The sequence below is a fragment of the Streptomyces sp. ALI-76-A genome (genome assembly GCF_030287445.1).
Lineage (GTDB): Bacteria > Actinomycetota > Actinomycetes > Streptomycetales > Streptomycetaceae > Streptomyces.
Genome location: NZ_JASVWB010000004.1, coordinates 816,971 through 838,819, shown reverse-complemented (window position 1 = coordinate 838,819; position 21,849 = coordinate 816,971). Strand labels below are relative to the sequence as shown.

Genomic DNA, 21,849 nt, shown 5'->3' with positions numbered 1-21,849 from the left:
CCACCCCCGCCCCGACCACCGAAAGGCTGATCCCCATGAGCGAGAACGCCACCACCCAGACCACCACCGGCACCACCCAGAACGACGGCCCGGCCCCCCGGGTCCTCACCGACCAGGAACTCTCCCAACTGCTGCGGCAGCAGCGGTTCGGCGTACTCGCGAGCGTCAGAAGCACCGGCCACCCGCACCTGTCGACCGTCCTCTACGACTGGAACGCCCAGGAACGCATCCTGCGCGTCTCCTCCACCGCCGACCGCCTCAAGGTCCGCCAGCTGCGCCGCGACCCGCACACCTCACTGCACGTCAGCGGCCCGGACATCTGGTCGTTCGCCGTCGCGGAGGGCGAGGCGGAGATAGTGGACCCGGCCGACGGAGCGGCCCCCGGCGAGCAACCGCTGCCCGACCGGCGCGTGACGATCCTGATCCGGGTCTCCCGCCTGTACGGGACCGCCCTGGACATTCCCGCCCAGGACTGAGGACTACTCAGTGCGTACGCCGGATCGCGGAGGGATCGGTGTCAGCGCAGGCGGAGCGGGGACTGACCGATTCCGGGATGCGCCGCTTACGGCCGACAGCGCACCGGCGGTTCACTGAGTGGACGAAGGCCCGCCTTTGGGCAAAGCTCCACCGTCTGGTCCTGGACGAGCTGGGCAGGTGCGGCCGTGGCCGGCGGTCGCGCACCCGGCCGGCACGCGGGCGTCCCCGGCCGTGCCGTGGCCGCCGGGCGCCGGCCGCCCGCACCATCCCGCCGACGACCTCGAACTGGTCGCGCTGCGCGATCGACTCGGTGACCAACCTTCCTGCGGAAGCCGCTTGACGAGTTACCCGCGTGGGATGTCTGTGGACCAGGGCAAGAAAGGCTCGAAGCCGATGGCGGCCGCCTGCGGTGTCTCGCGTGAGATCATCCGTCGATGAGAAGCGATCTGGAAGTCAGTGCTCTGGCGATCAACGTCACGATCCCGCAGGCGCTTCGCTGGACGGACACTCGACGCGGTGAAGCGTTCACGCTGACCACACTCAACGTCCGGCTTCTCCCGGACGGTCACCTCGCGGTGAAGGCCTACGGCCGACCAGTCGGTGGTGGTCGGGGCGCGTACGTGTCGTTCCCTGTCCCCGACAAGCCCGAACTGGCGGCCCTTGTCTCAGACGCTGCCAGCCGCGCCGGCGCCTTGTGGGCTGCCCATCGCGGTCTCGGCTGATCTTGGTTCGACTCGATGGCCGACGGTGGCAGTCCCGGACTTCGCCCTCACGGCGTGGCCTGGGAGGGGGAGTTTTTTGCGTGCCGCGAATGCAACTGACGGATGCGGAGTAGAACTTCATCGGGCCGCACCTGCCGATCGGCGAGTACGGTCGGTACCCCGAGCGGCTGCGGCAGCAATTCGAGGGCGCGGTCTGGCGGTTCAGCACCGGTGGGCAGTGGCGGGAGACGCCGGCCGAGTTCGGCGCCTGGTCGACCGTCCACAACCGCTTCCGTCACTGGCGTGACGCCGGCGTCTTCGAGGCCCTGCTGGAGGGCCTGATCACGGAGGCCGCGAAGCGGGATGCGGTGGCCCTGTCCCTGGTCAGCGTCGACTCCACTGCCATGCGCGCTCACCACGATGCCGCTGGGATGCACTTGGGCGAGGAGGTCCTGACCAAACCACTCGCCGGAACAACGCCCCCAACTCATCTGGCACTGACGCTCAACGTGAAGCTTCCCCTTGATGTTGGACACCTGGAGACTGGGACGTGAGGTTCTCAGAGGAAGTAGTGCCAGGTGGGAAGTAAGAGCAACCGCAGCAGGCGGTACTCGGAGGAGTTCAAGCGTGACGCGGTCGCGCTGGTCCGGTCCTCCGGCAAGACCGTCACCGAGGGGATCATGGCGTCGACGTCCACTACGGCTTCCGCAGCGGTCACCGCACGTCCGCCCGAGGCCAGTACGTCCGCCTCGATCGTCTCCGGGCCGCGCGAATTGGCCGCCTTCACCTCGTGTCCGGCCGCGCTCAACCGCCTGGTCAGCGTCTTGCCGATGTTCCCGGTGCCGAGAATGCCGATCTTCAGGGTGAAACTCCTTGCCCGGAACGGAGCCCCGGTGTCGGTGACCGGGATTCCGGGGCTTGGTCCCTGCGGCGCGACCGGGGCTGCGGCGGACCGCGGACGCGGTGCTGTGGGTGGGTGATGGCGGCCTTGCCGAAGTGAGCGCCGCTCTTCGTGTTCGTCGTGTGTGTTCGCGGCGTACCGGCGCTGCCGCTCTCGTGCCGTTGTGTGTACGAGAGCCCCGTCGGGTGCCTCAGCGGTGGGCGGCGCGGTTCATCTCGACGACGTCGTCGACGCTGGGATTGGCACCGAGGGCGGCGAAGCGTTCCGGGAGGCTGTCGCGGATGGCCGCGTCCTTGACGCGGTCGGCCGCCGCCAGGGCCGCCGGCAGCTCGTCCAGGGGCAGCTCGGTGCAGTAGGCGGGGCTGTTGGGCTGCTGGCGCCAGGAGTCGGCCAGGGTGCCGGCGTCGTAGGGGTCGAAGCCGGTGTCGTCCACCAGGCTCATCGCCACCTTCCGCGCCTCCTCGGAGTCGCCGGCGACGGGGATGGCGAGGCGGCCGGGCGTTCCGGCCGGAACGCCCTTGGTCCGCTGGGTCTCGGCCAGCGCGGCGTTCCACGCCTTGACCACGGGGCGGCCGAGCAGCTCGGCGGTGTACACGCTCTCCACCTGGCCGTTGTCCACCGCCTCGATCGGCTCGCTGAGCATGCCGGGGTAGTAGTTCGAGGTGTCGATGACGACCGTCTCGGCGGGGACCGAGGCGAACAGGCCGGCCAGCTCCCCCGCCACCCCGAAGGGGATGGCCAGGACGATGACGTCCCGGCCCTGGACGGCGTCGGCGAGGTCCGTCGCGCGGGCCCCGGATTCCAGCACCTCCGCCCGGACGGCCTCGGGGCCGCGGGCGTCGGCCACCTGGACGTCGTGCCCCGCCGCGCTGAGCTTGGCAGCAAGGTTCCCGCCGATGACACCGGCGCCTATGACAGTAATTTTCATGATTTGTTCCTTCGGAGGTTGTGCTGCCTCTGAGGGCAGCGGGATGTGGTGGCCGTGCGGTGGTGCCGCCTGGCGTTGCGGGGGTCGGGGCGGGGTGCCTGGCGGTTACGCCTGGACGTCCCGCTCGCGGTAGCCGCTCGCGATGAGCGTGCGGAGCCGGTCGAGCGACTCCTCCTCGGTGCCGGTGCCCTTGATCCAGGCGACGGAACAGGCCGCGAGGAACAGGTCGTGACCCTGCACCGACGCGCGCACGCGCCCCGCGCGCTGCGCGGCTCGCACGTACTGGTCGGTGGCTTCGATGAGGATGTCGCAGGGAATCGTGAGCGGGTTGCCGGGGTCCTGCGCCCGGGCCGCGGCCATGAGCGGGTCCGGCAGCCCGCTGAAGGCGCTGAAGTACTCCTCCATCGCCCGCAGCCACTGCTCCAGCGCCTCGGCCGGGTCGCCGAGCTGATCGATGTCCGCCTGGCGGGCCACCAGTTCCTCGGAGCGCGTCTGCAGCACAGCCGCCAGCAGCGCCTCCCGGGTGGGGAAGTGCCGGTACAGGGTGCCCGGCCCGACGCCCGCCTCCTTGGCCACCGCCTCGAGGGAGGTACCGACGCCGTGCCGCAGGAAATGACGCTGCGCGGTCTCCAGGAGGGCGGCGCGGTTGCGCTGGACGTCCGCGCGGGGCTTGCGTCCCCGCTGTCCATTGGCGTGCATGCGCCCTCCCGTCCGCCGTGATCCTGCGGCCGCATCAAAACGGATGCTGCCTCCATATACCTTCGAGAGTAAAGCGGAGGCAGCATCCGGTCAAACCGGCGGCCCGACCACGAGGCTCGGACAGCGCAGCGGGCCGACATATCTGGCCGTAGAGCGCCGGGCAAATGCCGTGCGAGCTGCACCGTTCCAGGGCGCCCTTGTCCGGCCCCTCCCGCGCCGAGCCCGGCCCGGTCCCCGGTCCCCGGTCCCCGGTCCCCGGTCCCCGGTCCAGGACATCAGGGGGTGAGCTGCTGGTGTCCGATGACGGAGAGCAGTTGGAGCTTGCTGTGGCTCTCCGTGCCGGGGCGAGTGGTCAGCACCACCAGGGTCTGGGCGCGGTTCTCGGTGAACAGGAGCTGGGCGTCGACGTCGATGCGGCCGAGCTCGGGATGGAGGATGGTCTTGCAGTCGTCGTAGCGTCGGGCGACCTCCTGAAGTTCCCACATGCGGACGAACTCAGGGCTGTGCTTCTGGAGTTCGGCGAGGATGCGGGCGGCTCGGGGGGTGTCGCTGCCGGCTGTCAGTGCGGCCCGCAGGCGTGCTGCCTGGGCGCGGCCGTGGCGTTCGCGACTCTCCTCGGGAACCATCAGACGTTCGGCCGGGTCCATGAACCAGCGGTAGTAGCCGCTACTGGCCAGACCGGTGTGGCGGGTCTGGTCACCGAGCAGCGCGACGGCCAACGGGTTCATCGCGAGGGTCTCGACCAGGTCGGTCTGCACCAGGGCCGGGGAGTCGTCCAGACGGTCCAGGACCCGCAGCAGCGTCGGGCTGACATGTTCGCAGCGGTGGAAGCGGGCCGGGGCGTTGTGGCCGATGAGGACGAAGAGATGGTCGCGTTCGTCCAGGGTCAACCGCAGCGCCCGGGCGAGAGCCTCGGTGATCTGTACGGAGGGCTGCGGAGCACGCTGCTGTTCCAGCCGGGCGTAGTAGTCGGTGGACATGCCGGCGAGCTGCGCGACCTCCTCACGGCGCAGCCCCTGCGTACGCCTGCGCGGCCCCTCGACCAGCCCGACGTCGCGGGGCCGCAACATCTCCCGGCGGTGGCGCAGGAATGCCGCCAGTTCCCTCTTGTCCATGGCCCCATCCTCACCGCAACCCGCCCGCCTATCCAGAGACCGCCGATCCATGGCTGAGCCCCCTCCCCCACACCCATGAAGCCGCTCATACGGCCGACGCCGAGGGCGCGCGCAGCCGGAAGACCCGATGGTCACCGGGCCTGCATGACCCGCTGGGGAATCACCTGCTGTCCGGAAAGAGCCGGTAGCCTCGAGTGCGACGACCGGGGCGAAGCCGAAGGCACTTCCTGATCGGTCCGCGTCTGGGGCGAGGACCTCCCCGCGGCGGCTCCAGCTCGCGTTCGCCCACGATCTGGCCCCACACGGCCCGCCCGCGTGCTGTTGTTCCGCGTCGGGCATGACAGGTCGGTCAGCTGCCGCTGATCATGGCGAGGACGCCGTCGTAGGAGCCGTTGGCCACCACGTCGCGGAGGAACCTGGCGCGCTCGACGATCAGCTCCTTCGCATCGGGCTGCTCGCGCACCAGGCCGAGGCGTACACGGCGTAGCTGCGGGCCCGGTAGACAGATATACCCAGATCGGCGCAGACGCCGACCATGGCCCTCTACCTCGCCTGCCTGGCGGATCGGATGGGCAGCGCTTGACGGCCACGTTCGGCGACGTGGTCACCGGGGCGGGCCGGTGACCGGACCGCCCGTCTTCGAACGCCTCCTGTCAGGCGGGGCTACCCCGGCCGAGAGTCCCACCTCCTCAGCCCGGCGGCGCTCTTCAGCCTCGGCCTGACCGGGAGAAGGACGGCAGCCCGCTGGAGCACTGGCCCGGCCGTGGCAGACCGTGAACTGTGGTCTGCCGTCGTAGAGGTGTGGCGAGGCCGGTGGTGGTGCGGACTTCTTCGCCGTGGAGATCATGGAGGCCGAGCTACGGCGTCCTCCGTCCGGTCTGGAGGTCGAGGACGGCCATCGGCAACTGTTCCTCGTACGGGCTCGGTTCACCGCCGAGGATCCCGCCCAGGTCATGGTCGGTGCGCGCGGTGCTTCATGCGAGGGTGCCAACGGCTCGGGTACGGACAACTTCCGTAACTCGGTGTAGTACTCGAACGCGGACACGGCCTCACCGCGTCCCACGTTCACGCGGCAGCCTTCCAGCGCCCTACCGGTCCCGTGGCCCCGGTGAACACGTCAGGAACTCGGCGCGGTCAGGTACCGCTGGATCGTCGGTGCCAGCCATGCGACGATCTCCGCCCGTGCCAGACCCACGGCCGGCGGCATCCGGAGCACGTACCGCGTGAGCGCCAGCCCCAGCAGCTGCGACGCCATGAGTGCCGCCCGTGCCGGGACCTGCCCGGGGTCGGGGCAGACCTGCCGCGCGACCGGCAACAGCTGGTCCCGCAGGATGTCCTGCATGCGCTCCGCCCCGGCCTGGTTGGTGACGCCGACCCGCAGCAGGGCGGTGAGGACCTCGTTGTCCTCCCACATGTCGAGGAAGTGCTCGACGAGGATCCGCCCCGCGTCCTGCTGGCGGTCCGCCCCGCTCACGTCCGGCAGCCGCAGGTCGATGGCGACGGCCGCCGCGAAGAGGCCCTCCTTGTTGCGGTAGTACCGCATCACCATCGACGGATCGATGTTCGCGTCCTTGGCGATGGCGCGGATGGTGGCTCGCTCGTAGCCGTCGGTCGCGAAGCGCTCGCGGGCCGCGGCGAGGATCGCACCCCGGGTGGCGTCGGAGCGGCGGGCGGCGCCGGGGCCGGGGCCGGGAACCGTGGAGGTGGTGTCGTCGCCGTTCATGCCAACAAGCGTAGGCGAACAGGCGCGAGTCGCCAACAGTTGTTTGCCAACGACTGTTGACAGCCCTTCCATGCCTCACTATGTTCGCCAACAAGCGTTGGCAAACAGGCGTTGGCAATCGGCGAGGACAAACAAGCTCGACAACAGGAGGCCACCATGAACAGAACCGCCACCCACCGCACCGTGATCGTCGTCGGCTCCGGCCCCACCGGCCTTCTCCTCGCCGGTGACCTCGCCACCGCCGGTGTCACCGTGACCCTCGTCGAGAAGCGGCCGCGCAAGACCAGCAACCTCTCCCGCGCCTTCGGGGTGCACGCCCGCACCCTGGAGCAACTCGATGCCCGCGGACTCGCCGACGAACTCCTCACCACCGGCGACACCATCACCCGCCTGCGGCTCTTCCGCCGACTCTCCCTCGATCTGAGCACGCTGCCCTCGCGTTTCCCGTTCCTGCTCATCACCCCGCAGTACGAGGTCGAGCGGCTCCTGGAGCGGCGGGCCCGGGAGGCTGGGGTCGAATTCGCGTACGAGAGCGAGGTCGTGGGGCTGCGGCAGGACGACGAGGGGGTCGACCTCGACGTGCGCGGCGCGGACGGGGCGGTCGTCACCCGCCGAGCGGCCTACGTCGTCGGCGCCGACGGGCATCGGAGCGCCGTGCGGGAGGCGGTCGGCCTGGACTTCACCGGTGTCTCCGTCATCAAGTCGCTGATCCTCGCCGATGTCCGGCTGGCCGAGAAGCCCGAGGACGTCCTCACCGTCAACGGCCGCGGCGACGCCTTCGCGATGATCGCCTCCTTCGGCGACGGCTGGTATCGCGTCATGGGCTGGAACCGCCGCAACGAGGTCTCCGACGACGCCCTGCTCGATCTCGACGAGGTCAAGGAGATCACCCGCCGTGCCCTGGGCACCGACTACGGCATGCACGACGCCCGCTGGCTCTCCCGTTTCCACAGTGACGAGCGCCAGGCACCGCACTACCGGGTCGGGCGGGTCTTCCTCGCCGGGGACGCCGCGCACATCCACTCCCCGGCCGGCGGGCAGGGCATGAACACCGGCCTCCAGGACGCCGCCAACCTGAGCTGGAAGCTCGCCGCAGCCGTCCAGGGCCGGGCGCCCGAAAAGCTCCTCGACACCTACGAGGCCGAGCGCCACCCGGTCGGCAAGGCGGTGCTGCGCAGCAGTGGCGGACTGGTCCGGCTGGCCCGAGCGCGCAATCCGCTCCTGCGCGCCGCCCGCGCCCTGGTCTCCGGGTTCGTCGACATGACCCCGCCCCTCCAGCGCAAGGCCCTGGGTCAGATCACCGGAATCGGCTACGCCTACCCCGCCCCCCGCGGTGCCCACCGACTCACCGGCACCCGCGTCCCCGACGTCGCCCTGAAGAGCGGCCGGCTCTACGAGGCGCTGCGCGGCGGCCGGTTCGCGCTGATCACCCCCGGGACGTACGACGGCCTCGGAGTCCGTGAGGAGTGGCTGACCGTGGAGCGCTGGGCGGGCAACCGCCGGACGACTGTCCTGGTACGGCCCGACGGATACGTGGCCTGGGCAGCGGAGAGTGCGGACGGGACGAGGATCGAGGAGGCAGTGGCCCGGTATCTGAGCTAGTGCCGCGGCAGGCAACGTTTGCCCGTCAAGGAGCGGCGTCCGGTGCGTGCTCTCGGCGCGCCGGCCGGAAGCCCTCGTACTGGATGTACTTGGGCTTTCGGCCGGTGCGGCGAGAGGGCGTGCCGGGCGTCGCCACGGGGCGAACGTCGCCTGCCACGGCACTAGACCTTCCCGGTTGGGTCATCCCGGCGTTCCCGGCGTCGCGGGGGCACGTCAGTCGAGAGGCGCCGCGCCTCACGACCGAGCTGATCCGGGCAGCCATGGTCTCCAGAGAAAGCAGGCGCGCGTTCTCCAGGGCCACAACGGCCCAGCGGTCGTTCCGCCACACCGTGACGAAAAGCTGCATGGAGAAGCGTGTCGGCGGCGGCTCCTCCTCGCCCGGCATGAGGATGCCGACGCGGCTGTGGAGCACGCCGACGCCCGGGCTCACGATCCGGGCGAACGCCACTTCCCCCCGCACCAGTTGGGAACCTTTCATCACCGTGCCGAGGATCTCCTCGTGCGCCGCGATGACTCCCGAGCGGCTCCGGTAGATGGTTCCCTCGAGCTCCGCGAACAGGGCGTCCTCGGCGAAGAAACCGGCGACGTCCCCGCGGTTCCAAGCCTCATACATTGTCCCCGCGGTTCCAAGCCTCGTACATCCGGCCGGGAATGGCGCTCATCGCCTCGACCGACGGTTCCATACGATCACCTTTCTATGACGTGTACGCCACCATCCTCGCCGGGCCGGGCGGTGGGCGCCTTGACTGTCTGCGCACCCCTGCTGGACGTCAGTGCCGCCGCGTTGTAGCCGTACGTGGCCTTGAAGAGCCTGCTGAAATGCGCCGGATCGGCGCATCCCCAGCGCGTGGCGACAGCTGCGACCGTCCGGTCGCTTCGCGCCAGGTCGGCGCGGCACCGCTCCAGGCGGCGCTGGCGGATGAGGGCCGCGACGGTCAGCGGCTGGTCCTGGAAAAGCTTGCGGAGCCGGCGTACGGAGGTGTGGTGGGCCGCGGCGATGCTGGCCGGGGTGAGATCCCGGTCGGACAACCGCGCCTCGATGTAGCCGAGAATGCGATCGCGCAGCGCCTCGTCGGGGCCCGGGCGCGCGTCGCCCAGCTGGGCCTCGAGTGCCACCGAGATCAGCTCGATCACCGCGGCCGCCGACCGGTCCGCCTCGCCGGCCCGGAACCCGGTCAGCGACCGGACCATGTCCCGCGCCAGCGAGGACACCAGCGCCCCCGGGCCGCGGTCGCCTTTGATACGTACTCCGGCCAGGCGGGCGGCGTCGCCGGGGCGGAGCCGCAGCTCCCGCCGGGGCACCAGCATGGTCACGTGCGTGCTGGCGGTGCTGGCGAACCGTACCGGCCGCGCCGGGTCGATGAGGACCAGGTCGGCGGCCCGAGATCGGCGGTGCCACGGCCCTGCTCGACGCGCGCTAGTCCCCGCGTCACCAGGTCGATCTGCCACAGCTCCTCGTCGTCGGCGCGGACGCAACGAGCGTCCCGGAAGCACTCGCCCTCGGGCGTGACCAGTTCGAGCAGCTTGAGAGGCCCGAGGTCGCGTGCGACGATGCGGCCCGGAATTACCCGCTGTTGTGCCGCCCGCTGAGCACAGGCGGCAGCCCGCTGGCCACGAGCGTCTGCTGGAAGATTTCGATGTCGGTGAACACGGATCTCACAACAGGCCGGTCGGTGATCACCCAGGTTGGATCAACGGTGGGGCCGCCCAAGCTTCGAGGTCCTGCGGGCCTGGTAGGCGGCCGGGTACCGCGCGTCGAAGCCGTGCCCGGGCAGGTCGACAGCGAAGCTGCGACGGCCGAGCAGCGCCAGATCGCACCCTGCCCACCGACGGCCTCCCCAACGGCCTGGCCCTCGACCCGATCCGACGCGCCCTGTAGGCGGCCGACAGCAACAAGGCCACCGCCTGGGCAAGGACCACGACAGGGGCGGCGGCTCCGGCTCGGGTGGCGGGTCCGACACGGCTACGCCGCCTCCTGGCCCTCGCCGCCTTCACGTTCGAGGGCGTGCTTGTGCTGGGAGCGGGCATCGAGCCGTTCGGGTCCGGCGACGTCCGTTCCAGAAGGCGTGCGTGAGGATCGCGGCGTTCGAGCAGGTGGTGCAGGTGGTACGGCCGGTCCAGGCCGACCGCCTCCGTGATCGACCAGCAGTTGCCCGCAACGCCTTGCATCAGTGACCCGCGCACGTACAACACGCCGTTGGCCCGCAGGTCGCGGCGGCGGCAGACCGGCGCGAGGCATGCGGCGAGTTCGGCGAATACCGCTTCCCTCTGCTCGGGAATACCGCTTCCCTCTGCTCGGGGTCTGCACTGCGGCGCAGTGCAGACCCCGAGCCGTGGTCGTTGTGTGCGAGGTCTGTCACCTCCGATACCGCTGCGCCACCGCCGTGAAGGCGGCCTTGGGCTCCCATTCCATGTCGGGGTAGGTCTGCCCCCGGCGCCCTTCGAGGAGTTTGACGATGCCCAGCCCGGCCCGGTCCAAGTCGTCCCTGGGGTCTCCGTCCGGGCGGTGCGGGTAGCCAGGCAAGGCGAACAAGAACACGAACGCGCTGTCCACGCCCTCGGTCTCGAAGATCTCGAGCAGCTCGCTCAGATATGCGGCCTGGCCGGCCTCGTCACGCTCGTGTATGCCGTTCAGCCGTAGAGGGGCCTTGGTCTGCGGGTCGTGCTCGACCACTTCCAGCACCCGCCCACCGCGGTCTCCGGCGCCGCGGTAGGCCGCGGTGCCGAACCCGGTGACGGCGAGCGGCTTCGGGCCTTGGGCCAGGGTGCGCACCGCGTCCCGGAACCGGTCGGCGACCTCGGCGGAGCGGATCAGCTCGAATGTCACCATGTCGAAGGGAGTCCAGTCGACCTGCTCGAACTGGATGGATGCGTAGGTGAGTTTGCCCTGGAAGTGCTCGCGGACCGTGGCTGCGGCCTCGCGGAGGAATGCGTTGATGCGCACGCCGAGTTCGCGCATCGCTTCGGCCCGCCGCTCGGGTTGGCTCATCAGCTGCTCGACCCGCTCCTCGGGGCTCTCTCCGGACAGGAACCCGCGGTTCATCACGCTCAGCTCGACCCCGGTGACGAACACGACTGTGGCACCCTGCTGCCGGAGCCGTTCCGCTCGCTCGGCGCAGTCGCGGAAGAGCGTGAGGATCCGCTCTGGATCCAGCTCCAGCGGATAGGGAGAGAACCAGACCTCCAGGCCGAGTTCGGCGGCGGCACCGGCTGCCAGCTCCAGTCGGCCCGGTTCGCCGCCGATGATCTGGACCGCGTTGCAGTGCAGGTCGTCGCGGATGATGGCGAGCTCGCGACGGACCACCGCGGGGTCGAAGTGCTCGCGGGATATCTGGCCGTGCACGACAAATCCGGTGTCGTAGGTCATTCCTCTTGCTCGCATCGGGACGGCCTCTCTGTCGGTCTCGGTCGGGTCGAGGTTGACAGGAAAAATGCGTGCCCGCAAGTTTGCGCGTACGCAACTTTGCGGGCACGCAGGCCTGTATGGAACGCTGACACCGTGACGACACCACCAGGACTGCGGGAGCGGAAGAAGCAGGCCACGCGCGAGGCGCTGCGCGAGGCGGCGCTGCGCCTGGCCGTGGAGCGCGGACCCGACCAGGTGCGGGTCGAGGACATCGCCGAAGCGGCCGGGGTCTCGCCGCGCACCTACAACAACTACTTCGCCAGCCGCGAGCAGGCGATCGTCTCAGCTGTTACCGCGGACCGGGAAGCGCGGATCGCGGCGGCGGTCGCGGCCCGGCCCGCAGGAGTGCGCCTGGCCGACGCCGTCACCGAAGCAGTGGTCGAGCAGTACACGAACACCGGCGAGCGCGCACACGACGCGCTGCTGCTGATCACCACCCAGACCGCGCTGCGCGACGCGTTCCTCGATACCACCGCCGGCATCGGGCCCCCTCTCACGGCGGTGATCGCCGAACGCATAGGTGAGGCCGAAGCGCACACGGCCCGCGTTCTCGCGGCAAGCGTGGCCGCGGCCGTTCGCATCGCGCTGGAAGGCTGGCTCCGGCCGACCGGGAACGCAGAGGCCGCCGGGAGTTTCGACGCCCGAGGACTGGTCGTGCCCTCCGGTTCACTGCCCGACCGGCTCCGCGCGGCGCTGGCCCCGCTCGCACCCGCGTTCGACGCCGCCGAGCGACGCACCCAGCCGTGAAGGTGACCCACTGGTGCATCCGTTGGACGAACAGTAGATCCGGAACATGCCGGTGCGCCCGGCCGTTATCCTCGTCAGCCGATTCAACCTACTCACGCTGCGCTCGACTGCCGTCGGTGCGCCTTCTGTCAGACCACTGAGTACTGCGCCGCCGCCCCGAACGTCTACGCGGCCGGTGACGTCGCCCGCTGGTACAACCCGCTGTTCGCCGCCTCGATGCGGATCGAGCACCGCACCAACGCCGCCGAACAGGGCATGGCCGCCGCCCGCAACCTCCTCGCCCCCAGGCGGGCAAGCCGTTCGCGCCGGTGCCGTACTTCTGGTCCGACCAGTACGACATGAAGATCCAGGCGTACGGCTATCTGCGCGGTCCCGACGAGGTGGCCGTCGTGGAGGGCGACCCGGCCGAGCGCCGCTTCGTCGCCGCCTACCGCACCGGCGACCGGGTCACCGGCGCTCTCGCCGTCGGTATGCCGCCCAAGGCGATCCGCCAGTGGCGGCGTCAGGCCATCGCCGCGGGCGCGACATGGCACGACACCGTGCGCACCGCGGTCCTCGCAGGGGAGTCCTGACCCACGCCCCACGAGAACGCGGCGGCCGGGGGACGCTTTGCCTGATCAGGCACACATACGCCGGGCGCGACGCGGATCGCTCGCGCACGCACCGCCCAACGGAGTCCGGCCATTCTCAGCCTCCCGAGCCGCTCCGTGCCGCACCTCGACAACTTCAGCCCCCCACATGAGGAGATAGACGATGTCCACTACTCCATCAGGTCCGCCGTCGACAGCGTCTCCGCACGAGGAGCGCCTGCTGATCGACGGAGAGCTCCGTAGCGCCGCGGGCAGCGCCACGTTCGAGGTTCTCAACCCGGCGGACGGCACCGTTCTGGGCAAGGTCGCCGACGCCGGCCGGGAGGACATGCTCGACGCGATCGCCGCGGCCCGGCACGAGTGGCCCGCAGGAAAGTGGCGACGACAGTAAGGAGATACTGGGACACAACGACCCGTTGTCGAGGGTGTCGAGTCGGTGGCTCTCCCCGAACCTCTCGCGCAGCCGCGTGAGTTCCTCCCGGTAGCGATGTACGTTCCGCACGGAGAACCTTCTGGTGCCGTACCCGCCCAGGAAGCCGGGCTTCTCCCGGACGCACGAGAAGACAGCCTGACCTGACCCGGGCTCTTGCCCGTCAGGTGCCCTTCGCCGGCCGGGTCAGGGCACGAGCATCCCGTGTGGCTCGTCCCTGCGCCGGGGGAAGGCGACGGTGATGTCGAGTCCGCCCTCCGGTCCCGGCTCGGTGGTGATCCGGGCCCGGTGGGCGCTGGCGATCGCCGCGACGATCGACAGCCCGAGACCGTGGCCGTCACCGCGCGCGGAGCGGTGGCCGAGCCGCTGGAAGGGCTGGTACAGCGAAGGGATGGCCTCCCGGGGTACCACCGGTCCGCTGTTCACGACCCGCAGGGTGGGCACCCCGCCGTCCAGGCCGGTGGTCACCCTGATCCAGCCGTCGTGACGGGTGTAGCGCTGGGCGTTGCCGACCAGGTTGGTCAGCAGCCGTTCCACGAGGCTGGTGCTGCCCTCGGTCGCGGCGGGGGCGAGCGTGACGTCCAGGGTGACGTCCTCGGGGCGGGTGGGCGCGAGGTCGTCGAGCACGTCGGTGACGACTTCGGCGAGGTCCAGCGGCTCGGTCCGGAAGACCCCGCTCTGGCTGCTCGCCAGGGTCAGCAGCGCGTCGATCAGCTGGTTCTGGTCCTCTCCGATGGCCAGGGTCCGCTCGCACACCGCCCGCAGAGCCTTCACGTCCGGGTCCGGATTGCTGAGCGCGACCTCGATCACCGTACGTTGCAAGGTCAGCGGGGTGCGCAGTTCGTGTGAGGCGTTGGCGACGAACCGCCTCTGCGCGTCGAAGGCGGCGTCCAGGCGGGCGAGCAGCTCGTCGAAGGTGTCGCAGGAGCCGCATCCGCCGCAGGGCCCTCGTGCTGGTGATCGCCATCGCCGTGGCCGCCGCGGCGGGACTCGCCGCCACCGGCACGTTCAGCGGTGACGACGGACCGACGGCGCAGGCCGCCCCCGACGGGCCGGCCGCGACGACGACGGTCCGGCAGATGACCCTGACCAGCACCGAGACCGTGGACGGCACCCTGGGCCACGGCGAGCCGACCGCCGTCACCGACGGCTCCGCCGCCGCCCCGTCCGGGCAGGCCGGGCAGAGCGGCGACAGCCAGGCCGCCGCCGACGGCGAGTTCGTCACCTGGGTCCCCGGCGAGGGCGACATGCTCGAACGCGGCGACGCCGTCTACCGGGTCAACGAGCGCAAGGTCCCCCTGTTGTACGGGTCGATCCCCTTCTACCGGACGCTGGAACCCGGCAGCGAGGGCACCGACGTGCGGATGCTGGAGCGCAATCTCGCCGCTCTGGGCTATGACGGCTTCGAGGTGAACGACGAGTACACCTCGGCCACCGCCCAGGCGGTCCAGGAATGGCAGGACGACCTCAACACCGAGCAGACCGGGACCGTTGGGCCCGGGGACGCCGTGGTCGCGTCGGGGGCCCAGCGGGTCACGGAGCTCAAGACCTCGCCCGGCGCGGTCGCCGGCGGCGAGGTGCTGACCTGGACGGGCACCGAGCGGATCGTCTCCATGGACCTGGACCCGCAGCACGAGGCCCTGGTGAAGGAGGGCTCCAAGGCAACGGTCCGGCTCCCGGACGGCAGCACCGTGGTGGGCGAGGTCACCGACATCGGCACCCCGGGCAACGGCTCGGCCGGGTCCGGAACCGGAGCCGGCGGCGAGAGCCAGGGCGCGGACGAAGCCACCCTTCCGGTCCAGCTGAAGATCAAGGACCAGAAGAAACTGGGCCGCTACCAGGCCGCCTCCGTCGACGTGATCCTGGAGGCCGACAGCCGCCGGGACGTACTGGCGGTGCCGGTCAACGCGCTCATGGCCCGGCCGGGCGGCGGCTACGCCCTGGAGGCGCCGGTCACCGGGGGCGGCAGCGAGATGGTCCCGGTGGAGCTGGGGATGTTCGCCAACGGCCTGGTCGAAGTGAAGGGCTCGGGCATCAGGGAAGGCATGACCGTGGGGGTGCCCAAGTGACGCCTCACGTCGTCGAGTTGACGGGCGTCTCCCAGCGGTACGGGGAGGTCGTCGCGCTGGCCGACGCGGATCTGGTGATCGGCCGCGTGAACTGGTCGCGATCGTGGGGCCGTCCGGGTCCGGGAAGTCGACCATGCTCAACATCATGGGCACGCTGAGCCGCCCGACCTCCGGGCAGGTCCGGGTCGACGGTCACGCCGTCGAGGAGCTGAGCGACCGCGAGCTGTCGGCGCTGCGCGCCGGCACGATCGGTTTCGTGTTCCAGCAGTTCCATCTGACCTCGGGCATCCCGGTGCTGGACAGCGTGGCCGACGGGCTGCTGTACAGCGGAACTCCGCGCGCCAAGCGGCGTCGGCTCGCCGAGGTGGCACTGCGCCGGGTGGGTCTGGGGCACCGCCTGTACCACGAGCCGCACCAGCTCTCCGGCGGTGAGAAGCAGCGGGTCGCGATCGCCCGGGCGATGCTCGGCGATCCGCCACTGCTGCTGGCGGACGAGCCGACCGGCGCGCTCGACTCCCGGTCCGGCGCGACCGTGCTGGAGCTGCTGCACGAGCTGAACGGGGCGGGCACCACGGTCGTCGTCATCACGCACGACCGGGATGTCGCCGCGTCCCTGCCGCGCGAGGTGCGGCTCAAGGACGGACGGATCCAGCACGACTCGGCCCTCGCCCGCCGGGAGCCGGCGGCCCTCACGTCCGGGGCGGAGCGGTGAAGGGATCCGTCCGGCACGCACCCGGTCCGCGGCCCCGACCGGCCCGGATGAGCCCCGCCGACGTGCTGCGGGTGAGCGGCGCCGTACCGGCCGAGGACGCCGGGCTTCTCGGTGAACGGGGCTCGCGCACCGGATCGGACAGGACCTGGTAGACGGTGCGGCCGTCCGGCCAGTCCCGGCGCGCGGTGACGGGGGCCCGCCGCCACGCCCCGTGGGGGAACACCCACAGGGCGGGCGGGTCCGAGCGCGGCCACGTCCACGCCACCGGCCTGGGCCCGTCCACGGGCCGCCAGGGGCAGCTCGCGGCGCTCATCGGGCACCGGGGCGGTCGCGTCGTGGCAGCCGCTCGGCGACCAGGTCGTAGGAATCCTCGACCGCGTCGGTGACCCGCCGCTCGGTGATGCCGGGTCCAGGCCCGAGCGAGATCCAGTGCCGTTTGTCGAGGTAGCGGCCCGGTGTGATCGAGGCGTGGCCGCGTACGTGAGCGCGGGCGTGTTCGGGTTCGCACTTGACCGTGATGATCTGATCGTCCGGGTCGTCGGTGACGATCAGGAACACCCTGCCCGCGACCTTGTACACGTCGAGTCCCGGGGTGAAGGGGTATCCGTGGCTGACGTCGGGGAGGGCCAGTGCCGCCTGGCGGGCGGTGTCCTGGAGGCGGTCACCGGCCGCGCTCACCGGGCCGCCCGTGCGCCGGTGCCGTAGGTGTGCGGGTCGACGGGCTGCTCGGCCTTGGGCAGGTGGGCGACGACGAGCCGGTAGGAGTCGGTGACCAGTTCCCTGATGAGCTCCTTGTTGACGCCTTCTCCGCTCTCCAGGGTGATCCAGTGCTTCTTGTTCATGTGGTAGCCGGGGGTGATGTGGCTGTACTGCTCCCGCAGGGCGTGGGCCTCGCCGGGGTCCGCCTTGAGAATCACGACGGGACGCCCCGGGACTTCGGTCATCAGCATGAACACCTTGCCACGTACCTTGAAGACCTCCCAGTCGGGGCCGAAGGGGTGCTCCAGCTGGGCTCCGGGGAGTTCCTCCGCGCAGTCGGCGGCGGTCTTGTGCAGGTCCGGTCCGTTCATGGGGCGTTGCCTTCCTCAGGTGGTGACGGGCTGCGGCGTCGAAAGAGACGGAGGGCGCGCCGCGCGGGCGCGGTGCCACGTCTCATCCTTCCCGCGAGGCCGACAAAGAGGGCGGTAGGCTGCGGACACGTGATGGTCGACAAGCGACACCCCGCCCCGGGCGGAACCGCGGCCGGACCGGGCGCGGTTCCGCTGTACGGTTTCCAGCCCCCGGTCGGTACTCCGTACGGCCTTGAGGTGAGTACCGTCGAGGATTTCTTCGCCCAGCACGACGACTGGCCGTGGAACCCGCCCCGTCCGGGCCGTGCCACCTTCCACTACCTCATCGCGGTCACCGACGGTGAGCTGCGGCACGACGTCGATCACGTCACGCGGACCGTCGCCCCCGGCCAGTGGCTGTGGGTGCGTCCCGGGCACGCGCAGTGCTGGCATCCGCCCGGCGCGGCCCGGGGCCCGTTCATCCTGTTCGAACCGGACGTGCTGCGGCCCGACCTCGCCCGTCTCCTGGCCCCGCTGACCGCGCACGAGGCCCCTGCGGTGCTCAGCCCGCACCCCGACGACGCCGCCTGGCTCCAGCAGACGGCACTCCAACTCCTGGACGAACACCGTGCACTGGGGCGCCGCCCCCTCGACGTCCACCACGCCCTGCGGCGCAGCCTGCTCGAATCGCTGCTGTTGCGCCTGGCCAACTCCCCGGGCATCGCCCCCATCGGCACGGCCACGGCCGGCACGAGCCGCGCCGACAGGTACGGGCGCTTCCTGGACGCCGTGGAGCTGCACTTTCGCGAGCTCCACCAAGCTGCGGACTATGCCGAGTTGCTCGGCTGCTCGGTCCGCACCCTGAGCCGTGCCGCCCGGGACGCCACCGGCAAGGGAGCCCGTGAACTCATCGACCAGCGGCGCCTCCTTGAAGCCCGACGCCTGCTGGGAGGTGCCCGGTGGGACGCTCGGACGGTGGCCGTCCACCTCGGCTTCACCGACCCCGCGAACTTCGGCCGCTTCTTCCACGACCGCACCGGCCTCACCCCGGCCGCCTTCGCCGCCCGCGCAGCGAGGACCGACCCGTGACGGAAAGCAGGCGGAGGGCCCTTGCCCGTCAGGAGGCGCCGGCTCCCTTCGCGGTCTGCGTGAACGCCCAGTAGAAGTGCACGATGTGCCGGTCACCGCCGATCAGCACGTACGCCTCGGTAGCGTTCCAGGCGCCCCTTCGCTGCTGCTGTCCTCGAGGGCGTAGGTGTTCAAGTTGTGGGCCAGGACCGCGAAGTCACCGCTGTCGGCGACGCTCACCGCCGGGTTGTGGCGCGAGGAGGCCACCTGAGCCGCTGCCGATCCCTGGATCTGACGAGCAGCCCGCCCCGAGTCCGGTGCCGAAGAGGGCCGAGTCCGCACTGGACGCAGAGGCGTCCACCCAATCCGCGCCGAATGCTGACAGGACCATTGACGGCGCGTATTCACTCTCCTAGCGTCTGACCGCTTACCGAACGGCGTTCGGTATATCGATCGGAAGGTTTTTCGGTGCGCCCGCTTCCCCGGCCTTGACCCCCTGGAGACACGAGATGAGCGGAACCCCCCTCGCGTCGCGCCGGCTGTTCCACGGCATGGCCGCGGCCGTGCCGCTGCCCATGGCCGGCGGGCTGACCATCGGCAGCCAGTCCGCGAGCGCCACAGACGGGCTCCGCGTTCGTCATGGGCCACTTCACCGAGTCACGGAACGGCCTTGGTACGCACTTCGGCCTCTCAGCGACGGCACCACGAGGTTCGCCCAGGACGCCACCTTCTCTGAACCCGCGCTCGCCGACTCGCCCTGGTCGTCGTTCCGCTCGTACAACTACCCGGACAGCTACATCCGGCACCCCGAGCACGTGCTGCGCATCGATCCGATCTCCACCGTCCCCGACAGTGCAGACGCCACGTTCGCCGTCTGGTACTGACGCCCACCCCGGGCCCGCGCAGAAAAGGACGCTGTGTGGATCTCGGCGGGGACTGTCACGAATCCGGCCGCTGTCTCAGCACTATCTGATGCCCCCGCCGTACGCCGGTCCCATGACCGCGCCCGCCTGAGCCGCTTCTCCCTCGCGAGGCAACCAACGCGCGGAGCCGTCCAACGCCCGACGAGTACCACCCGACCGTCGACATGTGACCCAACGCCCCAATGACCAGGCAATCACTCTCCCCTCACGGAAAAGGTCCGAGATGTCCTCCTCCGTCAGCAGACGGCGCATCCTGCAAGTAGCCGGAGCCACCGTCGCCGCATCCGCCACCGGATCCCTCCTCGGCAGTTCTCCCGCCCGAGCGGCCATCCCTCCTGCACGAGCCGACATCGGAGTCTCCGCGCACCCCTTCGAACTCGACCAGGTCCGGCTCACCGCAAGCCGGTGGCTGGACAACCAGAACCGCACGCGGAACTACCTGCGGTTCGTCGATGTCGACCGGCTGCTGTACAACTTCCGCGCCAACCACCGGCTGGCCACCAACGGCGCGGCTGCCAACGGCGGCTGGGACGGGCCGACGTTCCCCTTCCGCAGCCACGTCCAAGGGCACTTCCTCACCGCATGGGCACAGTTGTACGCCGTGACCGGGGACACCACCTGCCGGGACAAGGCAAACCACATGGTCGCGGAGTTGGCCAAATGCCAGGCCAACAACAGCGCCGCCGGCTTCAGCTCCGGGTACCTCTCCGGCTACCCCGAGTCCGACTTCACCGCTCTTGAACAGCGGACCCTGAGCAACGGCAACGTGCCGTACTACACCATCCACAAGACCCTCGTCGGCCTGCTGGACGTATGGCGCCACATCGGCAGCACACAAGCCCGTGACGTGCTGCTTGCCCTGGCGGGATGGGTCGACTGGCGGACCGGCCGGCTGAGCGGCCAGCAGATGCAAGCCATGCTGGGAACCGAGTTCGGCGGCATGAACACCGTGCTGACCGATCTCTACCAGCAGACCAATGACGCGCGGTGGCTCACCGTCGCCCGGCGGTTCGACCACGCCGCGGTATTCGACCCCCTGGCGTCCAACCAGGACCAGCTCAACGGACTGCACGCGAATACCCAGGTACCCAAGTGGATCGGGGCCGCCCGGGAGTACAAGGCCACCGGCACCACCCGCTACCGTGACATCGCCACCAACGCCTGGAACATCTGCGTCAACTCGCACACCTACGCCATCGGCGGCAACAGTCAGGCGGAGCACTTCCGCGCCCCGAACGCCATCGCCGGATACCTGAACCAGGACACGTGCGAAAGCTGCAACACCTTCAACATGCTCACCCTCACCCGGGAGTTGTTCGCGCTGGACCCGAACCGGGCCGCGCTGTTCGACTACTACGAGCGGGCATGGCTGAACCAGATGATCGGCCAGCAGAACCCGGCCGACGACCACGGCCACGTCACCTACTTCACCCCACTCAACCCGGGAGGCCGACGCGGTGTGGGCCCGGCGTGGGGCGGCGGTACCTGGAGCACCGACTACGGCACCTTCTGGTGCTGCCAGGGCACCGGCCTGGAGATGCACACCAGGCTGATGGACTCCATCTACTTCCGTAGTGACAACACGCTGATCGTGAACATGTTCGTGCCCTCGGTGCTCAACTGGTCACAGCGCGGCATCACGGTCACCCAGACCACGTCATACCCCGTCAGCGACACCACGGCCCTGCAGGTCACCGGCAACGTCAGCGGAACCTGGTCGATGCGCATCCGCATCCCGAGTTGGACCACCGGGGCCACTGTCAGCGTCAACGGCACGGCGCAGAACATCAGCACCACGCCCGGCAGCTACGCCACCCTGACCCGCTCCTGGACCTCCGGCGACACGGTCTCCGTCCGCCTGCCCATGCGGATCGTCATGCGAGCGGCCAACGACAACGCGAACGTCGCCGCGATCACCTACGGCCCGGTGGTCCTGTCCGGCAACTACGGCAACTCCTCACTCAGTTCCCTCCCGTCGCTGAACACGTCCTCGATCACACGGACCAGCACGAGTTCGCTCGCCTTCACCGCCACCGCGAACGGCTCTACCGTCAACCTGGGCCCGTTCCACGACGCGCATGGCCACAACTACACCGTCTACTGGAACACCAGCAGCAGCACCGTCCGTCTCGCCAACGTGGGCAGCGGTCTGGTGCTGGGCATCCTGAACATGTCCACGGCCGACGGTGCCCGCGCTCTGCAGTGGACCGACTCGGGCACCGCCGACCACAACTGGCAAATGATCACCGACGGAAACGCGGTCCGCTTCCGCAATGCCCACAGCGGCAAAGTGCTCGGCGTCCAGGACATGGCCACGACGGACGGCGCGACCGTCCTGCAGTGGTCGGACACCGGTACCGCCGACCACAAATGGACGCTGCTCGACCAGGGAGACGGGACGTACAAGATCCGCAACGTGAACAGCGGCAAGTTGCTCGCCATCGCCAACAACTCCACCACTGTCGGCGCGTTCGCAGTCCAGGACTCGGACAACGGCACTGCCGACAACCGGTGGCGCATCGTGCAGAACTAAGGTGCGTTGCAGAAGTGGATCTTGATGCGTCAAGATCCACTTCCGCAAGAGCTGCTGCGTCGGCCTGGATATCGTCCCAAGGCCCTGCGTGAGGTGCGCGAACGCATGACGTACGCGCAGCGCAGTGGCGAGACGATCGCGTACGCGCTCGTCCAGCGGGGGACGTGGGGTGAGGG

Annotated in this window: 20 protein-coding genes and 5 pseudogenes; 13 read left to right on the top strand and 12 right to left on the bottom strand. The window is 70.1% G+C overall.

Annotation, left to right across the window (positions count from 1 at the left end):
* Positions 1–35: 35 nt before the first annotated feature.
* The 3 genes and pseudogenes from QQS16_RS39765 to QQS16_RS39750 form a co-directional block, all read left to right on the top strand.
* Entirely contained in the window at positions 36–476 is a 441-nt protein-coding gene (locus QQS16_RS39765; protein ID WP_286067506.1) for a pyridoxamine 5'-phosphate oxidase family protein, read from the top strand.
* A gap of 435 nt (positions 477–911) precedes the next feature.
* Complete coding sequence (locus QQS16_RS39755) at positions 912–1,199, top strand: hypothetical protein (protein ID WP_286067504.1); 288 nt, start codon at positions 912–914, stop codon at positions 1,197–1,199.
* Positions 1,200–1,318: 119 nt separating this feature from the next.
* Positions 1,319–1,633 (top strand): annotated as a pseudogene (locus tag QQS16_RS39750) (transposase); the annotation flags it as partial.
* A 104-nt stretch (positions 1,634–1,737) separates the two neighbouring features.
* On the opposite strand, the gene QQS16_RS39745 reads toward QQS16_RS39750, so the two are convergent.
* From QQS16_RS39745 to QQS16_RS39730, 4 genes are all read right to left on the bottom strand, one after another.
* Complete coding sequence (locus tag QQS16_RS39745) at positions 1,738–2,028, bottom strand: NAD(P)-binding domain-containing protein (RefSeq protein WP_502963992.1); 291 nt, start codon at positions 2,026–2,028, stop codon at positions 1,738–1,740.
* Positions 2,029–2,269: 241 nt separating this feature from the next.
* Positions 2,270–3,007, bottom strand: coding sequence for an NADPH-dependent F420 reductase (locus QQS16_RS39740; RefSeq protein WP_286067503.1), 738 nt, complete (start codon positions 3,005–3,007; stop codon positions 2,270–2,272).
* A 105-nt stretch (positions 3,008–3,112) separates the two neighbouring features.
* Entirely contained in the window at positions 3,113–3,706 is a 594-nt protein-coding gene (locus QQS16_RS39735) for a TetR/AcrR family transcriptional regulator (protein ID WP_286067502.1), read from the bottom strand.
* A gap of 275 nt (positions 3,707–3,981) precedes the next feature.
* Positions 3,982–4,821, bottom strand: coding sequence for a helix-turn-helix transcriptional regulator (locus QQS16_RS39730; protein WP_286067501.1), 840 nt, complete (start codon positions 4,819–4,821; stop codon positions 3,982–3,984).
* 836 nt (positions 4,822–5,657) lie between these two features.
* Between QQS16_RS39730 and QQS16_RS39725 the strand changes: the two genes are divergently transcribed.
* Positions 5,658–5,849, top strand: coding sequence for a hypothetical protein (locus QQS16_RS39725; protein WP_286067500.1), 192 nt, complete (start codon positions 5,658–5,660; stop codon positions 5,847–5,849).
* Positions 5,850–5,938: 89 nt separating this feature from the next.
* Here the strand turns inward: QQS16_RS39725 and QQS16_RS39720 are convergent, their stop codons facing one another.
* Positions 5,939–6,544, bottom strand: coding sequence for a TetR/AcrR family transcriptional regulator (locus tag QQS16_RS39720; RefSeq protein ID WP_286067499.1), 606 nt, complete (start codon positions 6,542–6,544; stop codon positions 5,939–5,941).
* Positions 6,545–6,700: 156 nt separating this feature from the next.
* Between QQS16_RS39720 and QQS16_RS39715 the strand changes: the two genes are divergently transcribed.
* Positions 6,701–8,146 carry an FAD-dependent monooxygenase gene (locus QQS16_RS39715; RefSeq protein ID WP_286067498.1) on the top strand — a complete coding sequence of 482 codons (1,446 nt, stop codon included), beginning with the start codon at positions 6,701–6,703 and terminating at the stop codon, positions 8,144–8,146.
* Between the two features lie 25 nt (positions 8,147–8,171).
* Here QQS16_RS39715 and QQS16_RS39710 read toward each other — a convergent pair whose 3' ends face one another.
* The 4 genes and pseudogenes from QQS16_RS39710 to QQS16_RS39695 all read right to left on the bottom strand — a co-directional run bounded on the left by QQS16_RS39710 (position 8,172) and on the right by QQS16_RS39695 (position 11,513).
* Complete coding sequence (locus tag QQS16_RS39710; protein WP_286067497.1) at positions 8,172–8,759, bottom strand: SgcJ/EcaC family oxidoreductase; 588 nt, start codon at positions 8,757–8,759, stop codon at positions 8,172–8,174.
* 74 nt (positions 8,760–8,833) lie between these two features.
* Positions 8,834–9,595 carry a helix-turn-helix domain-containing protein gene (locus QQS16_RS39705; RefSeq protein ID WP_286067496.1) on the bottom strand — a complete coding sequence of 254 codons (762 nt, stop codon included), beginning with the start codon at positions 9,593–9,595 and terminating at the stop codon, positions 8,834–8,836.
* Positions 9,596–9,841: 246 nt separating this feature from the next.
* Positions 9,842–9,960 (bottom strand): annotated as a pseudogene (locus tag QQS16_RS39700) (alpha/beta hydrolase); the annotation flags it as partial.
* Between the two features lie 542 nt (positions 9,961–10,502).
* Entirely contained in the window at positions 10,503–11,513 is a 1,011-nt protein-coding gene (locus tag QQS16_RS39695; protein ID WP_286067495.1) for a hypothetical protein, read from the bottom strand.
* Between the two features lie 132 nt (positions 11,514–11,645).
* Here QQS16_RS39695 and QQS16_RS39690 point away from each other — a divergent pair, with 132 nt between their 5' ends.
* The 3 genes and pseudogenes from QQS16_RS39690 to QQS16_RS39680 all read left to right on the top strand — a co-directional run bounded on the left by QQS16_RS39690 (position 11,646) and on the right by QQS16_RS39680 (position 13,280).
* On the top strand, positions 11,646–12,299 hold the full coding sequence (locus QQS16_RS39690) for a TetR/AcrR family transcriptional regulator (RefSeq protein ID WP_286067494.1): 654 nt from the start codon (positions 11,646–11,648) through the stop codon (positions 12,297–12,299).
* 138 nt (positions 12,300–12,437) lie between these two features.
* A pseudogene (locus tag QQS16_RS39685) lies at positions 12,438–12,871 on the top strand (oxidoreductase C-terminal domain-containing protein); the annotation flags it as partial.
* Between the two features lie 181 nt (positions 12,872–13,052).
* Positions 13,053–13,280 carry an aldehyde dehydrogenase family protein gene (locus QQS16_RS39680; RefSeq protein WP_286067493.1) on the top strand — a complete coding sequence of 76 codons (228 nt, stop codon included), beginning with the start codon at positions 13,053–13,055 and terminating at the stop codon, positions 13,278–13,280.
* Positions 13,281–13,505: 225 nt separating this feature from the next.
* On the opposite strand, the gene QQS16_RS39675 is transcribed toward QQS16_RS39680, so the two are convergent.
* Positions 13,506–14,213: a sensor histidine kinase gene (locus tag QQS16_RS39675; protein ID WP_286068140.1), complete on the bottom strand. Its 708-nt coding sequence runs from the start codon at positions 14,211–14,213 to the stop codon at positions 13,506–13,508.
* Between the two features lie 62 nt (positions 14,214–14,275).
* On the opposite strand from QQS16_RS39675, the gene QQS16_RS39670 reads away from it, so the two are divergent.
* Positions 14,276–15,388 (top strand): peptidoglycan-binding protein, encoded by a 1,113-nt coding sequence (locus tag QQS16_RS39670; protein ID WP_286067492.1) that lies wholly within the window; start codon positions 14,276–14,278, stop codon positions 15,386–15,388.
* A pseudogene (locus QQS16_RS39665) lies at positions 15,385–16,100 on the top strand (ABC transporter ATP-binding protein). The gene QQS16_RS39670 and the pseudogene QQS16_RS39665 overlap by 4 nt, the downstream one beginning before the upstream one ends.
* 309 nt (positions 16,101–16,409) lie before the next feature.
* Here the strand turns inward: QQS16_RS39665 and QQS16_RS39660 are convergent.
* Together QQS16_RS39660 and QQS16_RS39655 are read right to left on the bottom strand one after the other, a co-directional pair.
* Positions 16,410–16,778 carry an MmcQ/YjbR family DNA-binding protein gene (locus tag QQS16_RS39660; RefSeq protein WP_286067491.1) on the bottom strand — a complete coding sequence of 123 codons (369 nt, stop codon included), beginning with the start codon at positions 16,776–16,778 and terminating at the stop codon, positions 16,410–16,412.
* Positions 16,775–17,170, bottom strand: a complete 396-nt coding sequence (locus tag QQS16_RS39655) for an MmcQ/YjbR family DNA-binding protein (RefSeq protein ID WP_286067490.1) — start codon at positions 17,168–17,170, stop codon at positions 16,775–16,777. Before QQS16_RS39655 ends, QQS16_RS39660 begins: the two co-directional genes overlap by 4 nt.
* A 237-nt stretch (positions 17,171–17,407) precedes the next feature.
* On the opposite strand from QQS16_RS39655, the gene QQS16_RS39650 reads away from it, so the two are divergent.
* From QQS16_RS39650 to QQS16_RS39640, 3 genes and pseudogenes are all read left to right on the top strand, one after another.
* A complete protein-coding gene (locus QQS16_RS39650) occupies positions 17,408–18,238 on the top strand; it encodes a helix-turn-helix domain-containing protein (protein ID WP_286067489.1) in 831 nt (276 codons plus the stop codon).
* Positions 18,239–18,891: 653 nt separating this feature from the next.
* Positions 18,892–19,101, top strand: a pseudogene (locus QQS16_RS39645) (AbfB domain-containing protein); the annotation flags it as partial.
* A 262-nt stretch (positions 19,102–19,363) separates the two neighbouring features.
* Positions 19,364–21,673, top strand: coding sequence for a beta-L-arabinofuranosidase domain-containing protein (locus QQS16_RS39640; RefSeq protein WP_286067488.1), 2,310 nt, complete (start codon positions 19,364–19,366; stop codon positions 21,671–21,673).
* The last annotated feature ends 176 nt before the right edge of the window (positions 21,674–21,849 follow it).